Below are 14,393 nucleotides of genomic sequence, written 5' to 3' on the forward strand. Positions count from 1 at the left end.
GATGACGGTGGAACCTTTCCGAAACGAACCCATTGAGACCTTCCAGACGGAGGAGGCCCGGCGCACCATGCGCGAGGCCCTGAGGCGGGTGCGGGAGGAGTTCGGCCGCCACTACCCCCTCTACATCGGGGGGGAGTGGGTGGACACGAAGGAGCGCATGGTCTCCCTCAACCCCTCGGCGCCAAGCGAGGTGGTGGGCACCACCGCCAAGGCGGGGAAGGCGGAGGCGGAGGCCGCCCTCGAGGCCGCCTGGAAAGCCTTCAAGACCTGGAAGGACTGGCCCCAGGAGGACCGGAGCCGCCTCCTCCTCAAGGCGGCGGCCCTCATGCGGCGGCGGAAGCGGGAGCTGGAGGCCACCTTGGTCTACGAGGTGGGCAAGAACTGGGTGGAGGCCTCCGCGGACGTGGCCGAGGCCATTGACTTCATGGAGTACTACGCCCGGGCCGCCCTGCGCTACCGCTACCCCGCCGTGGAGGTGGTGCCCTACCCCGGGGAGGACAACGAGAGCTTCTACGTGCCCCTGGGGGCCGGGGTGGTCATCGCCCCCTGGAACTTCCCCGTGGCCATCTTCACCGGGATGATCATGGGCCCCGTGGCCGTGGGGAACACCGTGATCGCCAAGCCCGCCGAGGACGCCGTGGTGGTAGGGGCCAAGGTCTTTGAGATCTTCCACGAGGCGGGCTTCCCCCCCGGGGTGGTCAACTTCCTGCCCGGGGTGGGGGAGGAGGTGGGGGCGTACCTGGTGGAGCACCCCAGGACCCGGTTCATCAACTTCACGGGAAGCCTCGAGGTGGGCCTGAAGATCTACGAGGCCGCCGGGCGCCTGGCCCCGGGCCAGACCTGGTTCAAGCGGGCCTACGTGGAGACCGGGGGCAAGGACGCCATCATCGTGGACGAGACGGCGGACTTTGACCTGGCCGCCGAGGGGGTGGTGGTCTCCGCCTACGGCTTCCAGGGGCAGAAGTGCTCCGCGGCGAGCCGCCTCATCCTCACCCAGGGGGCCTACGAGCCCGTGCTGGAGAGGGTTCTGAAGCGGGCGGAAAGGCTTTCCGTGGGCCCCGCCGAGGAGAACCCCGACCTCGGCCCCGTGGTGAGCGCCGAGCAAGAGAGGAAGGTCCTCTCCTACATTGAGATCGGGAAGAACGAGGGCCAGCTCGTCCTGGGGGGGAAGCGCCTCGAGGGGGAGGGGTACTTCATCGCCCCCACGGTCTTCACGGAGGTGCCCCCCAAGGCCAGGATCGCCCAGGAGGAGATCTTCGGCCCGGTGCTTTCCGTGATCCGGGTCAAGGACTTCGCCGAGGCCCTGGAGGTGGCGAACGACACGCCCTACGGCCTCACGGGCGGGGTCTACTCCAGGAAGCGGGAGCACTTGGAGTGGGCGAGGCGGGAATTCCACGTGGGCAACCTCTACTTCAACCGCAAGATCACCGGGGCCCTGGTGGGGGTCCAGCCCTTCGGCGGCTTCAAGCTCTCCGGCACCAACGCCAAGACCGGGGCCTTGGACTACCTTAGGCTCTTCCTGGAGATGAAGGCGGTGGCCGAGCGCTTCTAGGGGTATAATCCTCGGCGGTGATGCTATGCCGCTAAAAGCCTACCGGCCCCCCGAGGACCCGGGGCTTTGGGACACCTACCTGGAGTGGCTGGAGCGGGCCCTAAAGGTGGCGGAGGCCCACCCCACCACCCTGGAGTACCTGGCCCACCCCAAGCGCTTGGTCATCCTCTCCCTCCCCGTGGTCATGGACGACGGGAAGGTGCGCATCTTCCAGGGCTACCGCGTGGTGCACGACATTGCCCGGGGACCGGCCAAGGGCGGGGTCCGCCTGGACCCGGGGGTCACCCTGGGCCAGACCGCGGGCCTCGCCGCCTGGATGACCTTGAAGGCGGCCGTCTACGATCTGCCTTTCGGCGGGGCGGCGGGGGGGATCGCCGTGGACCCCAAGGGGCTTTCCCCGGGGGAGTTGGAGCGCCTGGTGCGCCGCTACACCGCCGAGCTCGTGGGCCTCATCGGGCCCGATAGCGACATCCTGGGGCCCGACCTCGGGGCGGACCAGCAGGTCATGGCCTGGATCATGGACACCTACTCCATGACCGTGGGCTCCACGGTGCCCGGGGTGGTGACGGGGAAGCCCCACGCCCTGGGGGGGAGCGAGGGACGGGACGACGCCGCGGGGCTTGGGGCGCTCCTCGTGCTGGAGGCCCTGGCCAAGAGGCGGGGCCTGGACCTTCGGGGCGCCCGGGTGGTGGTGCAGGGCCTCGGCCAGGTGGGGGCGGCGGTGGCCCTGCACGCCGAGCGCCTGGGGATGCGGGTGGTGGCCGTGGCCACCTCCATGGGGGGCATGTACGCCCCCGAGGGGCTGGACTTGGCCCAGGTCCTTTCCACCTACGAGGCCACAGGGTCTTTGCCCCGCCTGGACCTGGCCCCGGAGGAGGTCTTCGGCCTCGAGGCCGAGGTCCTCGTCCTGGCGGCCCGGGAAGGGGCCTTGGACGGGGACAGGGCCCGGCAGGTCCGGGCCCGGGCGGTGGTGGAGGCGGCCAACTTCGGCCTCACCCCCGAGGCCGAGGCCTACCTTTTGGGCAAGGGGGTCCTGGTGGTGCCCGACCTCCTCTCCGGCGGGGGCGGACTCCTCGCCAGCTACCTGGAGTGGGTGCAGGACCTCAACATGTTCTTCTGGAGCCCGGAGGAGGTGCGCGAGCGCTTTGAAACCCGTGTGGCCCGGGTGGTGGACGCGGTCTGCCGGCGGGCGGAGCGGGACGGGTTGGACCTGAGGATGGGCGCCTTGGCCCTCGCCTTGGAGCGGTTGGACGAGGCCACCCGGCTTCGGGGCGTGTACCCCTAAAGGAGCGGCGATGAAGAGCGAACCCCTTTCCTACCTGGGCAAGGACGGAGGCCCCTGGGAGATCTTCACGGAGCAGGTGGACCGGGTCGTCCCCTACCTGGGGCGGCTCGCCCCCCTGGCGGAAAGCCTCAAGCGGCCCAAGAGAGTCCTCATCGTGGACGTCCCTGTGCGGCTGGACGACGGGAGCGTGGCCTACTTTGAAGGGTACCGGGTCCACCACAACACCGCCCGGGGGCCCGCCAAGGGCGGGGTGCGCTACCACCCCGAGGTCACCCTCTCCGAGGTCATGGCCCTGGCGGGGTGGATGACCATCAAAAACGCCGCCGTGGGCCTGCCCTACGGGGGCGGAAAGGGCGGGGTGCGGGTGGACCCGAGGAAGCTTTCCCCCGGGGAGCTGGAACGCCTCACCCGCCGCTACACCTCGGAGATCGGGATCCTCCTCGGCCCCGACCGGGACATCCCCGCCCCCGACGTGAACACCGGGGAGCGGGAGATGGCCTGGATGATGGACACCTACTCCATGAACGTAGGCCGCACCGTGCCCGGGGTGGTGACGGGGAAGCCCATTGCCCTGGGCGGCTCCCTGGGCCGGAGGGACGCCACGGGGAGGGGAGTCTTCATCACCGCGGCGGCCGCGGCGGAGAAGATCGGGCTTCAGGTGGAGGGGGCCAGGGTGGCCATCCAGGGCTTCGGCAACGTGGGCAACGCCGCCGCCCGGGTCTTCCACGACCACGGGGCCCGCGTCGTCGCCGTCCAGGACCACACCGGCACCGTCTACAACGAGGCGGGCATTGACCCTTACGACCTCCTCCGTTACGTGCAAGAGTTCGGGGGGGTGAGGGGGTACCCCAAGGCGGAGCCCCTGCCGGCGGCGGACTTCTGGGGCCTGCCCGTGGAGTTCCTCATCCCCGCGGCCTTGGAGAAGCAGATCACCGAGCAGAACGCCTGGCGCATCCGGGCCCGGATCATCGCCGAGGGGGCGAACGGCCCCACCACCCCGGCCGCCGACGACATCCTCCAGGAGAAGGGGGTCCTGGTGGTCCCCGACGTCATCGCCAACGCCGGGGGGGTGACGGTGAGCTACTTTGAGTGGGTCCAGGACTTCAACTCCTACTTCTGGACGGAGGAGGAGATCAACGCCCGCCTGGAGCGGGTGCTCCGCAACGCCTTTGAGGCGGTGTGGCAGGTGGCCCAGGAGAAGAGGATCCCCTTGCGCACCGCCGCCTACGTGGTGGCGGCCACCCGGGTCCTCGAGGCCCGGGCCCTCCGGGGCCTCTACCCGTAGGCTAGTGGTGTGGACTGGCCCCGCTTCGGCCGCGTGGTCCTCAAGCCCTTTGCCGCCGGGCTTTCCGAGGAGGAGTGGAAGGGCCTCTACGAGACCTTCCGCGACCCCGAGGTGGCGGAGTGGAACGGCTCAAGCCCCCTGCGCTCGCCCTTTTGGCTCTTCAAGCGCTTCGTCCTGGCGGAGGCCCGGAGAAAGGACCGCGTGGCCTTCGTCATCCTGGACGAGAAGGGGGAGTACCTGGGGACGCTTGAGCTTTACGACCTCACCCGCGAGGAGGCCACCTTGGGCATCCTCATCGGGCGGAAGGACCGCTGGGGGCAGGGCTACGGTACGGAAGCGGTGCGGGCGGCCTTGGACTACGCCTTCCGCGTCCTGGGCCTGAGGCGGGTGAAGCTCAGGACCTTCGCCCACAACCTGAGGGCGAGGCGGGCCTTTGAGAAGGCGGGCTTCCGCGAGGTGGGCGTGGTCCCAGGCCCCAAGGGGAGAGAGGACGTGCACATGGAGGTGCGCCGTGAGGATCTTGGCCCCGAGGCTTAGGGAGGAGGTGTGGGCCGCCTTGCCCGAGGAGGTGGAGGTGCGCTTTCTGGACGCGCCCTGGCCCAAGGCCTGCGACCTCTTCATCCCCCCTTACGGGCAAGAGGAGGTGGTGCGGCGGGTCCTGGAGGAGGTGGAGGTCAAGGTGGTCCAGACCCTCTCCGCCGGGGTGGACTGGATCCTGCCCCTCGTCCCCGAGGGGGTGGTGCTCTGCGACGGCTCCGGGATCCACGACGCCCCCGTGGCCGAGTGGGTGGTCCTGGCCCTCCTCGCCCTCCTCAAGGACCTCCCGGGCTTCCTCGAGGCCCAGAGGGAAAGGCGCTGGGCCCCGAGGAGGCTTTCCGACCTGGAGGGGAAGAGGGTCCTCCTCTTGGGCTACGGGTCCATCGGGAAGGCGGTGGCGGAAAGGCTTAGGCCTTTTGGGGTGGAGCTTTTCCCCGTGGCCCGCCACCCCCGCCCCGGGGTCTACACCCGGGAGGACCTGCCCGGCCTCCTGCCCCGGGCGGACGCCGTGGTCCTCCTCCTCCCCCTCACCCCCGAGACCCGGGGCATCGTGGACCGGGACTTCCTCGCCCGGATGAAGGAGGGGGCCCTCCTGGTGAACGCGGGGAGGGGAGGGCTCGTGGACACGGAGGCCCTCCTCGAGGCCCTGGAGGCGGGGCGGGTCCGGGCCTTCTTGGACGTCACCGACCCCGAGCCCCTTCCCCAGGACCACCCCCTCTGGCGGGCTAGGGGGGTGGTCGTCACCCCCCACGTGGCCGGGCTTTCCGAGGGGTTTTCCCGGAGGGTGGCCCGCTTCCTCGCCGAGCAGGTGGGGCGGTACCTCCGGGGGGAGCCCCTTCTGAACGTGGTGCGGGAGGGGTATTAAGGCCACTCCGTGCCCGCTTGGGCCAGCACGGGGACCCCGGGCACTTGGCCACCCTTGCGGGAAAAGTGCTACCCTGGAGGAGGATGCGGCGTATTGCTCTCCCCGAGGACGTGGCCGAGGCTTTGGAGCGTTTCCGCCGTGCACGGGGCCGAGGCTGGCGCAAGGCGCTCCTCCACCTGGCGGTAGAGGAGGAGCGGAAAGCCCTGGCCCGGTTGGTGGGGGAGCTTAGGGCCACGGCCGCTTCCCAGGGGCTCACCGAGGAAGAGGTGGCCCGCCGACTGGAGGTGTGAGGGTCGTCCTGGACACCAACGTCTTGGTGGCGGCCCTGTTGACCCAGGGGGCGGCCGCCCAGGTGGTGGACCTGTGGTTGGCGGGCAGGTATACCCTCCTCACCGCCGAGGTCCAGTTGCGGGAGCTTCGGCGGGTGCTGCGGAACAAGTTTCCCGAGCTGCCCCGCGCCAAGGTGGGTAGGCTCGTCAACCTGTTGCGCCGTCAGGCGGAGGTGGTGGCCCGCCCCCGTCCCCCCGGCCTTTCCCCGGACCCCGACGACGACCTCCTCCTGGGCCTCGCCCTGGTGGGAAGGGCAGACTGCTTGGTGACCGGGGACAAGAGCCACCTGCTTTCCCTTAAGGTGAAGGGGTTGCGCATCCTTTCGGTCCGTTCCTTTTTGCGGGAGGTGAGCTGATGGAAGTCGTCCTTCACGGCGACCTTCGCCGCTTCGGCGAGCGTTTCCAGGTGGAGGCCAAGACCCCCAGGGAGGCCCTGGAGAGGCTTGGGGTTCCCCTGGAGGAGGTCTGGCTCCTCGCCGTGGGGGACAAGGCGGTGGGCCTGGACGAGGAGGTGGAAGGCCCCCTCGAGGTCTACCCCCCCATCGCCGGGGGTGGTATACTTGAGGTCCTGCCCTAAAAGGCAGGGGGCGCGAAAGGGGGGGAGCCGCCCGACGCCCACCCCGCGTGGAAAGGAGAAACGTGCAGAAGAAGGACCTCCTCTCTACGCCCGTGGTCCCCATAGACGTCAAGGCCTTTGACGCCGGGCCCATCCTCGAGGCCATGGGCAAAACGGCCTTCCAGGCCAGGAACCTCCACCGGGCGGCGGAGATCTACCTGGAGATGCTCCAGGACGATTGCGCCGTCATCCTCACCCTGGCGGGGAGCCTGGTCTCCGCGGGCCAGGGCCTCATCGTCCACGACCTCATCCGGAAGGGCCTGGTGGACGTCATCGTGGCCACAGGGGCCAACATCGTGGACCAGGACTTCTTTGAGGCCCTGGGCCACCGCCACTACCAGGGGGACCCGAGGGCGGACGACGAGACCCTGAGGCGCCTCTGGATTGACCGCATCTACGACACCTACATTGACGAGGAGGAGCTAAGGCGCACGGACTACACCATCGCCGAGATCGCCGACGGCCTAGAGCCCCGCCCCTACTCCAGCCGGGAGTTCATCTGGCACATGGGCCGCTACCTGGCGGAACGGGGCCTGGGGGAGAAGAGCATCGTGCGGGCCGCTTACGAGGAGGGGGTGCCCATCTTCGTCCCCGCCTTCTCCGACTCCTCCGCGGGCTTCGGCCTCGTCTACCACCAGGTGAAAAACCCGAAGGCCCACGTGACCATAGACTCCGTGGCCGACTTCCGCGAGCTCACCGAGATCAAGCTGGAGGCGGGCACCACGGGGCTCGTGATGCTCGGGGGCGGGGTGCCCAAGAACTTCGCCCAGGACATCGTGGTGGCCGCCGAGGTCCTGGGCCACCGGGTGGAGATGCACAAGTACGCCATCCAGATCACCGTGGCCGACGAAAGGGACGGGGGGCTTTCCGGCTCCACCCTCTCCGAGGCGCAAAGCTGGGGCAAGGTGGACGCGCGCCGCTCCCAGATGGTCTTCGCCGAGGCGACCCTCGCCTTCCCCCTCCTCGCTTCCTACGTCTGGCACCGGGCCCCCGCGCGGGCCAAGCGCCGCTACGCCGAACGCTTCCGGGAGAAGGCGCCCGCCTGAAGGCAAGGGGGGGTGGCTTTACCGCCCCCCTCGTCCTTTGGTAGACTCCCGGCAAATGCCCGATGAGTTGAGGCTTTTCCTGAAGGAGCGTTTCGGCGTCCAGGGGCCTCTGTCCCCGGGGCGCTTTGAGGCGGAGCTCGCCAGGTGGGTGGGAAGCCCCGCCAAGCGGGCCCCCCTCCTCAAGGCCTGGCGGGCCTATTTGGCCCAAGGGGGGCGGGAGGCGGTGCGAAGTTTCTACCGGGAGGTCCTCAAGGTCCCCAAGGGGGAGGCCCTGGTCTACGGGATGCACCTCCCCCACCTGGAGTTCTACGCCAAGGAGCTTCCTTCCCGGGTGGAGGGGCGGGTCCTCGAGGTGGGGGCCTTCACCGGGGCTTTGGTGGGCTTCCTGCAAAGGAAGCGGCCCGACCTGGCGTGGCACGCCCTGGAGGGGGTGGAGGAGGCGGTGGAGGTGGGGAAAAAGAGGGTGCCCGAGGTGGTCTGGCACCTGGGCTGGGCGGAGGAGGCCGAGCTTCCCCCCTTTGACACCCTGCTCCTCCTCTCCGTCTTCCCCGAGGGGCTCGTGGACCAGGGCCTGGAGAGCCGCTTGGCGCCCGAGGCCTTCTGGAAGCGCTTCGCCTTCTTTGAGCGCCTCCCCCTCTTCGCCCGCCTCCTCCGCCCCGGGGGGCTTCTCGTCTACGGCCACGGGCCCTTTTTGGGCAAAAGCCCCGAGGGGGTGGAGGAGGGCCTTAGGCGCCTGGGGTTTGACCGGGTGGAGCGGGTGGGGGAGGGGGAGTACTTCCTCGTCCTTGCCCGCAAGCCCGAGGCCCTGGCGGCGGTGCGGCTGGAGGAGAGGGAGGCCCCGCCCCCAGAGGAGGCGGAGGAGGTGGCCGTGGCCTTGGAGGAGGCCCGGGCCCTCCTGGAGGCGGGCCGCTACGCCGAGGCCCTCGCGCTTCTGCCGGAGGAGGCGGAAGGGGAAGCGGCCTACCTCCGGGGCCGGGCCCTCTTCGCCCTCTCCCGCCACGCCGAGGCGGAGGAGGCCCTGAGGCGGGCCCTTTCCGAGGAGGCCGAGGACCTCAGGGCCTTGGCCTTGGTGGAGCTCGGGGAGTACGAGCGGGCGAGGGGGCGCCTCGAGGCCCTGGCGGTGCGGGGCGGGCGGTACCGCCTGGCCCTGGGCCGGGTCTACCTCGCCCAGGGGCGGTACGCCGACGCCCTGCGGCAGTTCGTGGAGTCGGGCCTTCCCGAGGCCGACCTCTACACCCGGGAGACCCTGGAGCGCATCACCGAGAGGATGCGCCGCTTCGCCCGGGAGGGGGAGTGGGCGGAGGTGAGCCGCCGGGCGGAGTTCGTGGAGGACCTTTCCCCGGGGCTTCTCACCCGGGAGATGCTCCGCCTGGGCCTCAGGGCCGCCCTGATCCAGGGGCTTTTCGCCCGGGCGGAGCGGTACGCCCGGAGGCTTGCCGACCTGGACGAGGCCGAGGGGTTCTTGGGGCTCGCCCTCGCCGCCTTGCGGGTGAAAAGCCCCCTGGAGCTCCGCGGGGGGGAGGACCTGAAGGCGGTGGAGCCCTACCTCACCGAGGCCCTGAGCCGGGCGGAGATCCCCGAGGCCCTCCTCCTCCTCGGGGTCCTGAGGGAGAGGGAAGGGCGGTTCTGGGAGGCCCTCCACCTCCTGGAGCGGGCCGCCTTCCGGGGGGAGGGGGAGGTGAAGGGGATGGCCTACCACCACCTGGCCCAGGTGAAGCGGGCCTTGCGGCGGCCCCTCAAGGAGGTCCTCGGGGACCACAAGCGGGCCCACGCCCTAAGGGCCTACCCCGCCCCCTACCTCTTCCGCCTGGCCCAGGAGGCCTTGGAGGGGGGGGAGGAGGTGCTGGCCCGGGAGCTCCTCTCCCGGGCGCGGGACGCGGGGCTGGAGGCGGTGGCCGAGGAGGACCTCACGGGCCTCGTCCACCTCCTGGAGCGGCTGGAGGGGCCGTGGGCCGCCTTCAGCGTCCTCTACCAGGCCCTAAGCCGCACGCCCCAGCCCCCCCTGGAGCTCCTCGCTTTGGCCTACCGGCTCTCCCGGGCCTTCCGGGAAAGCCCCGAGGCCGAGACGGCGCGGGGCCAGTACCTGGCCGCCCTTTACGCCGCGGGGCGCGCCGAGGAGGTGGGCCGCCTCCTGGAGGAGGAGCTCAAGGCCCATCCCCAGGCCCTGGAGGTCCTTTTTGACCTGGCGGAGCATCACGAGGCCCAGGGGGACTGGCGCCGGGCGGCGGAGTTCTGGCAGAAGGCCCTGGAGATGGCCCTCTACCGGGAGAAGGACCTGGCCTTGGCCCGGGAGATCCTGAGGAACCTCCTCTTCCTCCGGCCCCACGACGAGAGCCTCGCCCTCTACCTGGAGGAGCTCAAGGCCGTGGGGGAGGGCCTTAAGGCTTTGGGGGAGGAGGCGCCCCACCTGCCCGAGGCGCCCCGGGACCTTCTGGAGGAGGACCTGCCCCGCTTCCACGGGGAGCACCTTGTGGTGGTGGGGGGGCACACCCAGCTCAGGAGCCGCCTCGTGCCCTTCCTGGAGGGGCGGGGCCTTAGGGTGGACTGGTACGACGCGGACACCGTGGGGGTGGGGAAGGAGGCCCTAAGGCGCATCCTAAACCGCCTGGAGAAGGCCCACGGCCTCATGATCGTCTCCAGCTACGTGGGCCACGACCTCTCCGAGCCCGTGCGCCTCGAGGCGGAGCGGCTTGGGGTGCCCGTCCACGTCATCCCCGGCCGGGCCCGGGGGACCACGGGGTTCCTCCGGGCCCTGAAGCAGTTCGCCCCGGAGGTCCTCAAACGGGCCCTGAAGGGGGTAGAGTAGGGGGGTATGGAGGCGCTCAGGCTCGGCTTCTCCCCCTGCCCCAACGACACCTTCATCTTCTACGCCCTGGTCCACGGCCGGGTGGAAAGCCCCGTTCCCCTGGAGCCCGTCCTGGAGGACGTGGAGACCCTGAACCGCTGGGCCCTGGAGGGAAGGCTTCCCCTCACCAAGCTCTCCTACGCCGCCTACGCTCAGGTGCGGGACCGGTACGTGGCCCTAAGGAGCGGGGGGGCCTTGGGCCGGGGCGTGGGGCCCCTTGTGGTGGCCCGAGGCCCCCTCCCGGGCCTGGAGGGCCTGAGGGTGGCGGTCCCGGGGCGGCACACCACCGCCTACTTTCTCCTCTCCCTCTACGCCCAGGGCTTCGTTCCCGTGGAGGTGCGCTACGACCGCATCCTCCCCATGGTGGCCCGGGGAGAGGTGGAGGCGGGGCTCATCATCCACGAGAGCCGCTTCACCTACCCCCGCTACGGCCTCGTCCAGGTGGTGGACCTGGGGGCCTGGTGGGAGGAGCGGACGGGCCTGCCCCTGCCCTTGGGGGCCATCCTCGCCCGGCGCGACCTGGGGGAGGGGCTTATCCGGGCTTTGGACGAGGCGGTGCGGCGAAGCGTGGCCTACGCCCTCGCCCACCCCGAGGAGGCCCTGGACTACATGCGGGCCCACGCCCAGGAGCTTTCCGATGAGGTGATCTGGGCCCACGTCCACACCTACGTCAACGCCTTTAGCCTGGACGTGGGGGAGGAGGGGGAGCGGGCCGTGGCCCGCCTCTTCGCCGAGGCCGAGGCCCGGGGGCTCGCCGCCCCCAGCCCCCGGCCCCTTTTCGTGTAAACTCGGGCCATGCTCCAAGGACTGAGCCTCGAGGCCCGCCAAGAGGCCCTCAAGGTCTTCCGTCCTTTGCGCTTGAGACGGGGGGCGGTCCTCTTCGCCCCCGGGGACCCCGTGGACGGGGTCTACCTGGTGCGCCAGGGCCTCGTCGGGCTCCACCGGCCTGGACCGGGCCTGGAGGAAGGGGTCTTGGACGTGGTGGGGCCGGGGGGGGTCTTTGGGGAAGAGGCCTTGGGGGAAGAGGCGAGGCGGCGCGCCGGGGCCGAGGCCCTCACCTATGCCGAGCTCTACTTCGCCCCCCGGGAGGGCTTGGCCGCCCTAAGGGCGCGCTTCGCCGAGGTAGAGGCCTTTTTCCTCCAGGCCCTTTACGGGCGGCTCTGCTCCTTGGAGGAGCGGCTTTGGGAGGCGCGCCACCTCTCCGTGGCCCAGCGCCTGGCCCGCCTCCTCCTCCGGATGGGGGAGGACGGGGTCGCCCCCTTCTCCCACCAGGACCTGGCCCGGATGGTGGGGGCCTCCCGGGAGACGGTCACCAAGCTCCTCGGGGAGTGGGCGCTGAAAGGGTGGGTGGACCTGGGCTACCGCAAGGTGGAGGTCCTGGAGCCCAAGGCCCTTGCTCGCCTCGCCGAGGAACTTTAGGCTTTAAAGCATGGAAGCCGCCTGTCTGGTCCGCCGCCTGGGCCTGCCGCAAGGGGAGGAGGCCTTGAAGGCCCGCCTCCGCCGCCCGGGCCACCCCCGGCTGCGGGAGGCCCTCGCCGCCTACCTGAAGCGCCTTCAGGCCCCCGAGGAGGCCTTCCGGGCCCTGGAGCGCCTCGAGGTGGGGGCGGTGGTCACGGGGCAACAGGCGGGACTTCTCGGTGGGCCCGCCCTCACCTTCTACAAGGCCCACACCGCCCTCTGCCTCGCCAACCGGGCGGGGGCGGCCGGGGTGTTCTGGGTGGCCTCCCAGGACCACGACGTGGAGGAGGTGCGCCACCTCCACCTGCTACGGGACGAGGTGCCGGAGACCCTCTCCCTGGACCTCCCCCCCTTGCCCTCGGGCAGGATCCCCCTGGCCCCTCACCGCGGGCGCCTCCGCGCCTTCTTGGGGCCTTGGGCCCAGGACCCCCGCCTGGGCTACGCCCTGGAGGCGGAGACGCTTTCCGAGTTCTTCGCCCGCGTCCTCCTCGCCTTTCTCGGGGAGCGGGGGCTCCTTCCCTTTGACCCCATGGCGGAGGAGCTCGCCCCCCTCTTCCTCGAGGCCCTGGAGCGGGAGCTTTCCGACCCCTTGGGGAGCGCCGAAGCCATCAACCGGGAGGCGGAAAGGATCCGGGCCCTTGGGGGGAAGCCTCCCCTTAGGCGCAAGCCCGGGGCCACCAACCTCTTCCTGGAGACGGACCAAAGGCGCCTCCTCTTCTACGAGGGTGGGGCCTTCACCGACGGGGTGCGGCGGTACACCGCCAAGGAGCTTTGGGAGATCGCCCGGGCCGACCCCTCCCGCCTGACCCCGGCGGCGGGGCTCAGGCCCGTCTTCCAGGACTTGGTCCTGCCCACGGCGGGCTTCGTGGTGGGGCCCAACGAGCTCCGCTATGTGGCCGAGCTCTCCGGGGTCTACGCCCGCTACGGCCTCGCCATGCCCGCCCTCTTCCTCCGGGCCTTCGGGGTGGTGGTGGAGCCGCCCGTCCGGCGCATCCTGGAGAAGTACCGCCTGGACCCCTGGGCCTTCGTGGACGAGGGGGAGGCGGCCTTCCTCCGGGCGGCGGAGGCCTGGCTGGCCCCTTTTCGCGCCTTCCGGGACCGGGTGGAGGGGTTTTTGCAGGAGGCCTCCCGGCTTGTGGAGGAGGCGGAGGCCCTGGAGCCCAACCTCGTCCGGCCCCTCCGGCGTTTCCGGGCCCGGGTTGGGGGGGAGGCGGAGCGGCTTAGGCGGAAGCTCCTCGCAGCCCAAGTGGCCCGGGACGAGGTCCTCGCCCGCCACCTCAGGCGGCTTAAGGTCCACCTCCTCCCCTTTGGGCTTCCTCAGGAGCGGGTCTACCCCTACGCCATGTACGCCCTGCGCCACGGGGAGGCCCTGAGGCGCCTGGCCGAGGCCCCCTGGGAGGGGAGGGTGGCCCTCTACCTCGGCTGAAGAAGGGTTAGGATGTTCGGCGAGAGGAGGCGGGGTTGAAGCGGCTCTTGGCGTGGGTAGGGCTATTGGCCTTGGCCCTGGCGGCGCTGGGCCAGAAGGCCCCAGGCCTCCAAGCCCTCCTCGTCCGGGTGCTTCTCAAGGAGGTGGACCTGGGGGAGGAGGTGCGGCTTGCCCTCCCCACGGGGGAGGTGGCCCTCCGGGGCCAGGCGGAAGGGGTGGTGGTGGAAGGGCGCCTCCTCCCCTCCTGGGCGGTGGAGGGGCCCTACTTCGCCTTGGAGAAGAGGCCCTACCGGGGAGGGCTTGTGGCCCGGGTAGAGGGGGGGCGCCTCCTCCTCGTCAACGTCCTTCCCCTGGAGGACTACCTCCTCGGGGTCCTGCCCGCGGAGATGCCTGCCTCCTTCCCCGAGGAGGCCCTGAAGGCCCAGGCCGTCCTGGCCCGCACCTTCGCCGTGCGGCGGCTCAACCCTTTGGCCCCCTACGACCTCTGCGCCACGGAGGCCTGCCAGGTCTACCTGGGGCTTTCCGCGGAGACGCCCCGGCACGAAAGAGCGGTCCGGGCCACGGAGGGGCGGGTGCTGAGCTACGGCGGGCAGGTGGCCTCGGCCCTCTACCACGCCGACTCCGGGGGGATGACGGCGGGGAGCGAGGAGGTCTTCCAAAAGGCCCTCCCCTACCTCCGCCCCCGGCCCGACCCTTACGCCAAGGGCCCCAAGAGCGTCTGGCAGCAGGCCGTGCGCCCCGAGGAGGCGGCCCGGGCGCTCCGGGCCTTGGGCTACGCCCCGAGGGGGGATGACCCGCCCCAGGTCCTGGAGAAAAGCCCCTCGGGGCGGGCCTGGCGGGTGCGCCTCCTCGGGGTGGAGGTCCGGGGCTCCGAGGCCCAGCGCCTCCTCCGCCTCATGGGCCTGCCCTCCGCCATGGCGGAGTTCCAGGGCTGGCTCGCCCTGGGCCGGGGGGCGGGGCACGGCGTGGGCCTCTCCCAGTGGGGGGCCAAGGGGATGGCGGAGCGGGGCTACGGCTACCGGGAGATCCTGGGGCACTACTTCCCGGGCACCCTCCTCTCCCCCCTCGAGGTGGCGGCGCGCTAAGCGGCTGCACGTTGATTCCGCAACACGGGTGGCCCGAAATAAGGCTTGGGAAGGTCCTTTTTGG

Annotated in this window: 14 protein-coding genes; all 14 read left to right on the forward strand. The window is 70.9% G+C overall.

Annotated features, from left to right (window positions below; translation table 11 throughout):
- Position 1 precedes the first annotated feature (1 nt).
- The 14 genes from pruA (at position 2) to TthTMY_RS01935 (ending at position 14,329) form a co-directional block, all read left to right on the forward strand.
- Positions 2–1,552 (forward strand): L-glutamate gamma-semialdehyde dehydrogenase, encoded by a 1,551-nt coding sequence (pruA, locus tag TthTMY_RS01870; protein ID WP_096411789.1) that lies wholly within the window; start codon positions 2–4, stop codon positions 1,550–1,552.
- A 25-nt stretch (positions 1,553–1,577) separates the two neighbouring features.
- Complete coding sequence (locus TthTMY_RS01875) at positions 1,578–2,837, forward strand: Glu/Leu/Phe/Val family dehydrogenase (protein ID WP_096411792.1); 1,260 nt, start codon at positions 1,578–1,580, stop codon at positions 2,835–2,837.
- Between the two features lie 10 nt (positions 2,838–2,847).
- Entirely contained in the window at positions 2,848–4,122 is a 1,275-nt protein-coding gene (locus tag TthTMY_RS01880; protein ID WP_096411794.1) for a Glu/Leu/Phe/Val family dehydrogenase, read from the forward strand.
- 9 nt (positions 4,123–4,131) lie between these two features.
- Positions 4,132–4,659, forward strand: coding sequence for a GNAT family N-acetyltransferase (locus tag TthTMY_RS01885; protein ID WP_223903360.1), 528 nt, complete (start codon positions 4,132–4,134; stop codon positions 4,657–4,659).
- On the forward strand, positions 4,634–5,524 hold the full coding sequence (locus tag TthTMY_RS01890) for a 2-hydroxyacid dehydrogenase (RefSeq protein WP_223903361.1): 891 nt from the start codon (positions 4,634–4,636) through the stop codon (positions 5,522–5,524). Before TthTMY_RS01885 ends, TthTMY_RS01890 begins: the two co-directional genes overlap by 26 nt.
- An 83-nt stretch (positions 5,525–5,607) precedes the next feature.
- On the forward strand, positions 5,608–5,814 hold the full coding sequence (locus TthTMY_RS01895; RefSeq protein WP_172844671.1) for a hypothetical protein: 207 nt from the start codon (positions 5,608–5,610) through the stop codon (positions 5,812–5,814).
- On the forward strand, positions 5,811–6,209 hold the full coding sequence (locus TthTMY_RS01900; protein ID WP_096411797.1) for a putative toxin-antitoxin system toxin component, PIN family: 399 nt from the start codon (positions 5,811–5,813) through the stop codon (positions 6,207–6,209). The genes TthTMY_RS01895 and TthTMY_RS01900 overlap by 4 nt, the downstream gene beginning before the upstream one ends.
- On the forward strand, positions 6,209–6,430 hold the full coding sequence (locus TthTMY_RS01905; protein ID WP_093004697.1) for a hypothetical protein: 222 nt from the start codon (positions 6,209–6,211) through the stop codon (positions 6,428–6,430). Before TthTMY_RS01900 ends, TthTMY_RS01905 begins: the two co-directional genes overlap by 1 nt.
- A 62-nt stretch (positions 6,431–6,492) precedes the next feature.
- The gene (locus tag TthTMY_RS01910) at positions 6,493–7,515 is read left to right on the forward strand and encodes a 1,9-bis(guanidino)-5-aza-nonane synthase (protein WP_172844672.1); all 1,023 of its coding nucleotides are present in this window, start codon (positions 6,493–6,495) and stop codon (positions 7,513–7,515) included.
- Positions 7,516–7,570: 55 nt separating this feature from the next.
- Positions 7,571–10,321 carry a tetratricopeptide repeat protein gene (locus TthTMY_RS01915; protein WP_096411802.1) on the forward strand — a complete coding sequence of 917 codons (2,751 nt, stop codon included), beginning with the start codon at positions 7,571–7,573 and terminating at the stop codon, positions 10,319–10,321.
- A gap of 6 nt (positions 10,322–10,327) precedes the next feature.
- The gene (locus TthTMY_RS01920) at positions 10,328–11,146 is read left to right on the forward strand and encodes a menaquinone biosynthesis family protein (RefSeq protein WP_096411804.1); all 819 of its coding nucleotides are present in this window, start codon (positions 10,328–10,330) and stop codon (positions 11,144–11,146) included.
- Between the two features lie 9 nt (positions 11,147–11,155).
- The gene (locus TthTMY_RS01925) at positions 11,156–11,779 is read left to right on the forward strand and encodes a Crp/Fnr family transcriptional regulator (RefSeq protein WP_096411808.1); all 624 of its coding nucleotides are present in this window, start codon (positions 11,156–11,158) and stop codon (positions 11,777–11,779) included.
- A 10-nt stretch (positions 11,780–11,789) separates the two neighbouring features.
- The gene (gene bshC, locus TthTMY_RS01930) at positions 11,790–13,244 is read left to right on the forward strand and encodes a bacillithiol biosynthesis protein BshC (protein ID WP_223903362.1); all 1,455 of its coding nucleotides are present in this window, start codon (positions 11,790–11,792) and stop codon (positions 13,242–13,244) included.
- Between the two features lie 35 nt (positions 13,245–13,279).
- Entirely contained in the window at positions 13,280–14,329 is a 1,050-nt protein-coding gene (locus TthTMY_RS01935; RefSeq protein WP_172844673.1) for a SpoIID/LytB domain-containing protein, read from the forward strand.
- Positions 14,330–14,393: the final 64 nt, after the last annotated feature.

The organism is Thermus thermophilus, assembly GCF_019974155.1.
Lineage (GTDB): Bacteria > Deinococcota > Deinococci > Deinococcales > Thermaceae > Thermus > Thermus thermophilus_C.

Coding starts and splice junctions, on each gene's coding strand:
- TthTMY_RS01880 (WP_096411794.1), top strand. CDS start 2,848: ATGAAGAGCGAACCCCTTTCCTACCTGGGCAAGGACGGAGGCCCCTGG.
- bshC (WP_223903362.1), top strand. CDS start 11,790: ATGGAAGCCGCCTGTCTGGTCCGCCGCCTGGGCCTGCCGCAAGGGGAG.
- TthTMY_RS01915 (WP_096411802.1), top strand. CDS start 7,571: ATGCCCGATGAGTTGAGGCTTTTCCTGAAGGAGCGTTTCGGCGTCCAG.
- TthTMY_RS01895 (WP_172844671.1), top strand. CDS start 5,608: ATGCGGCGTATTGCTCTCCCCGAGGACGTGGCCGAGGCTTTGGAGCGT.
- TthTMY_RS01875 (WP_096411792.1), top strand. CDS start 1,578: ATGCCGCTAAAAGCCTACCGGCCCCCCGAGGACCCGGGGCTTTGGGAC.
- TthTMY_RS01920 (WP_096411804.1), top strand. CDS start 10,328: ATGGAGGCGCTCAGGCTCGGCTTCTCCCCCTGCCCCAACGACACCTTC.
- pruA (WP_096411789.1), top strand. CDS start 2: ATGACGGTGGAACCTTTCCGAAACGAACCCATTGAGACCTTCCAGACG.
- TthTMY_RS01925 (WP_096411808.1), top strand. CDS start 11,156: ATGCTCCAAGGACTGAGCCTCGAGGCCCGCCAAGAGGCCCTCAAGGTC.
- TthTMY_RS01905 (WP_093004697.1), top strand. CDS start 6,209: ATGGAAGTCGTCCTTCACGGCGACCTTCGCCGCTTCGGCGAGCGTTTC.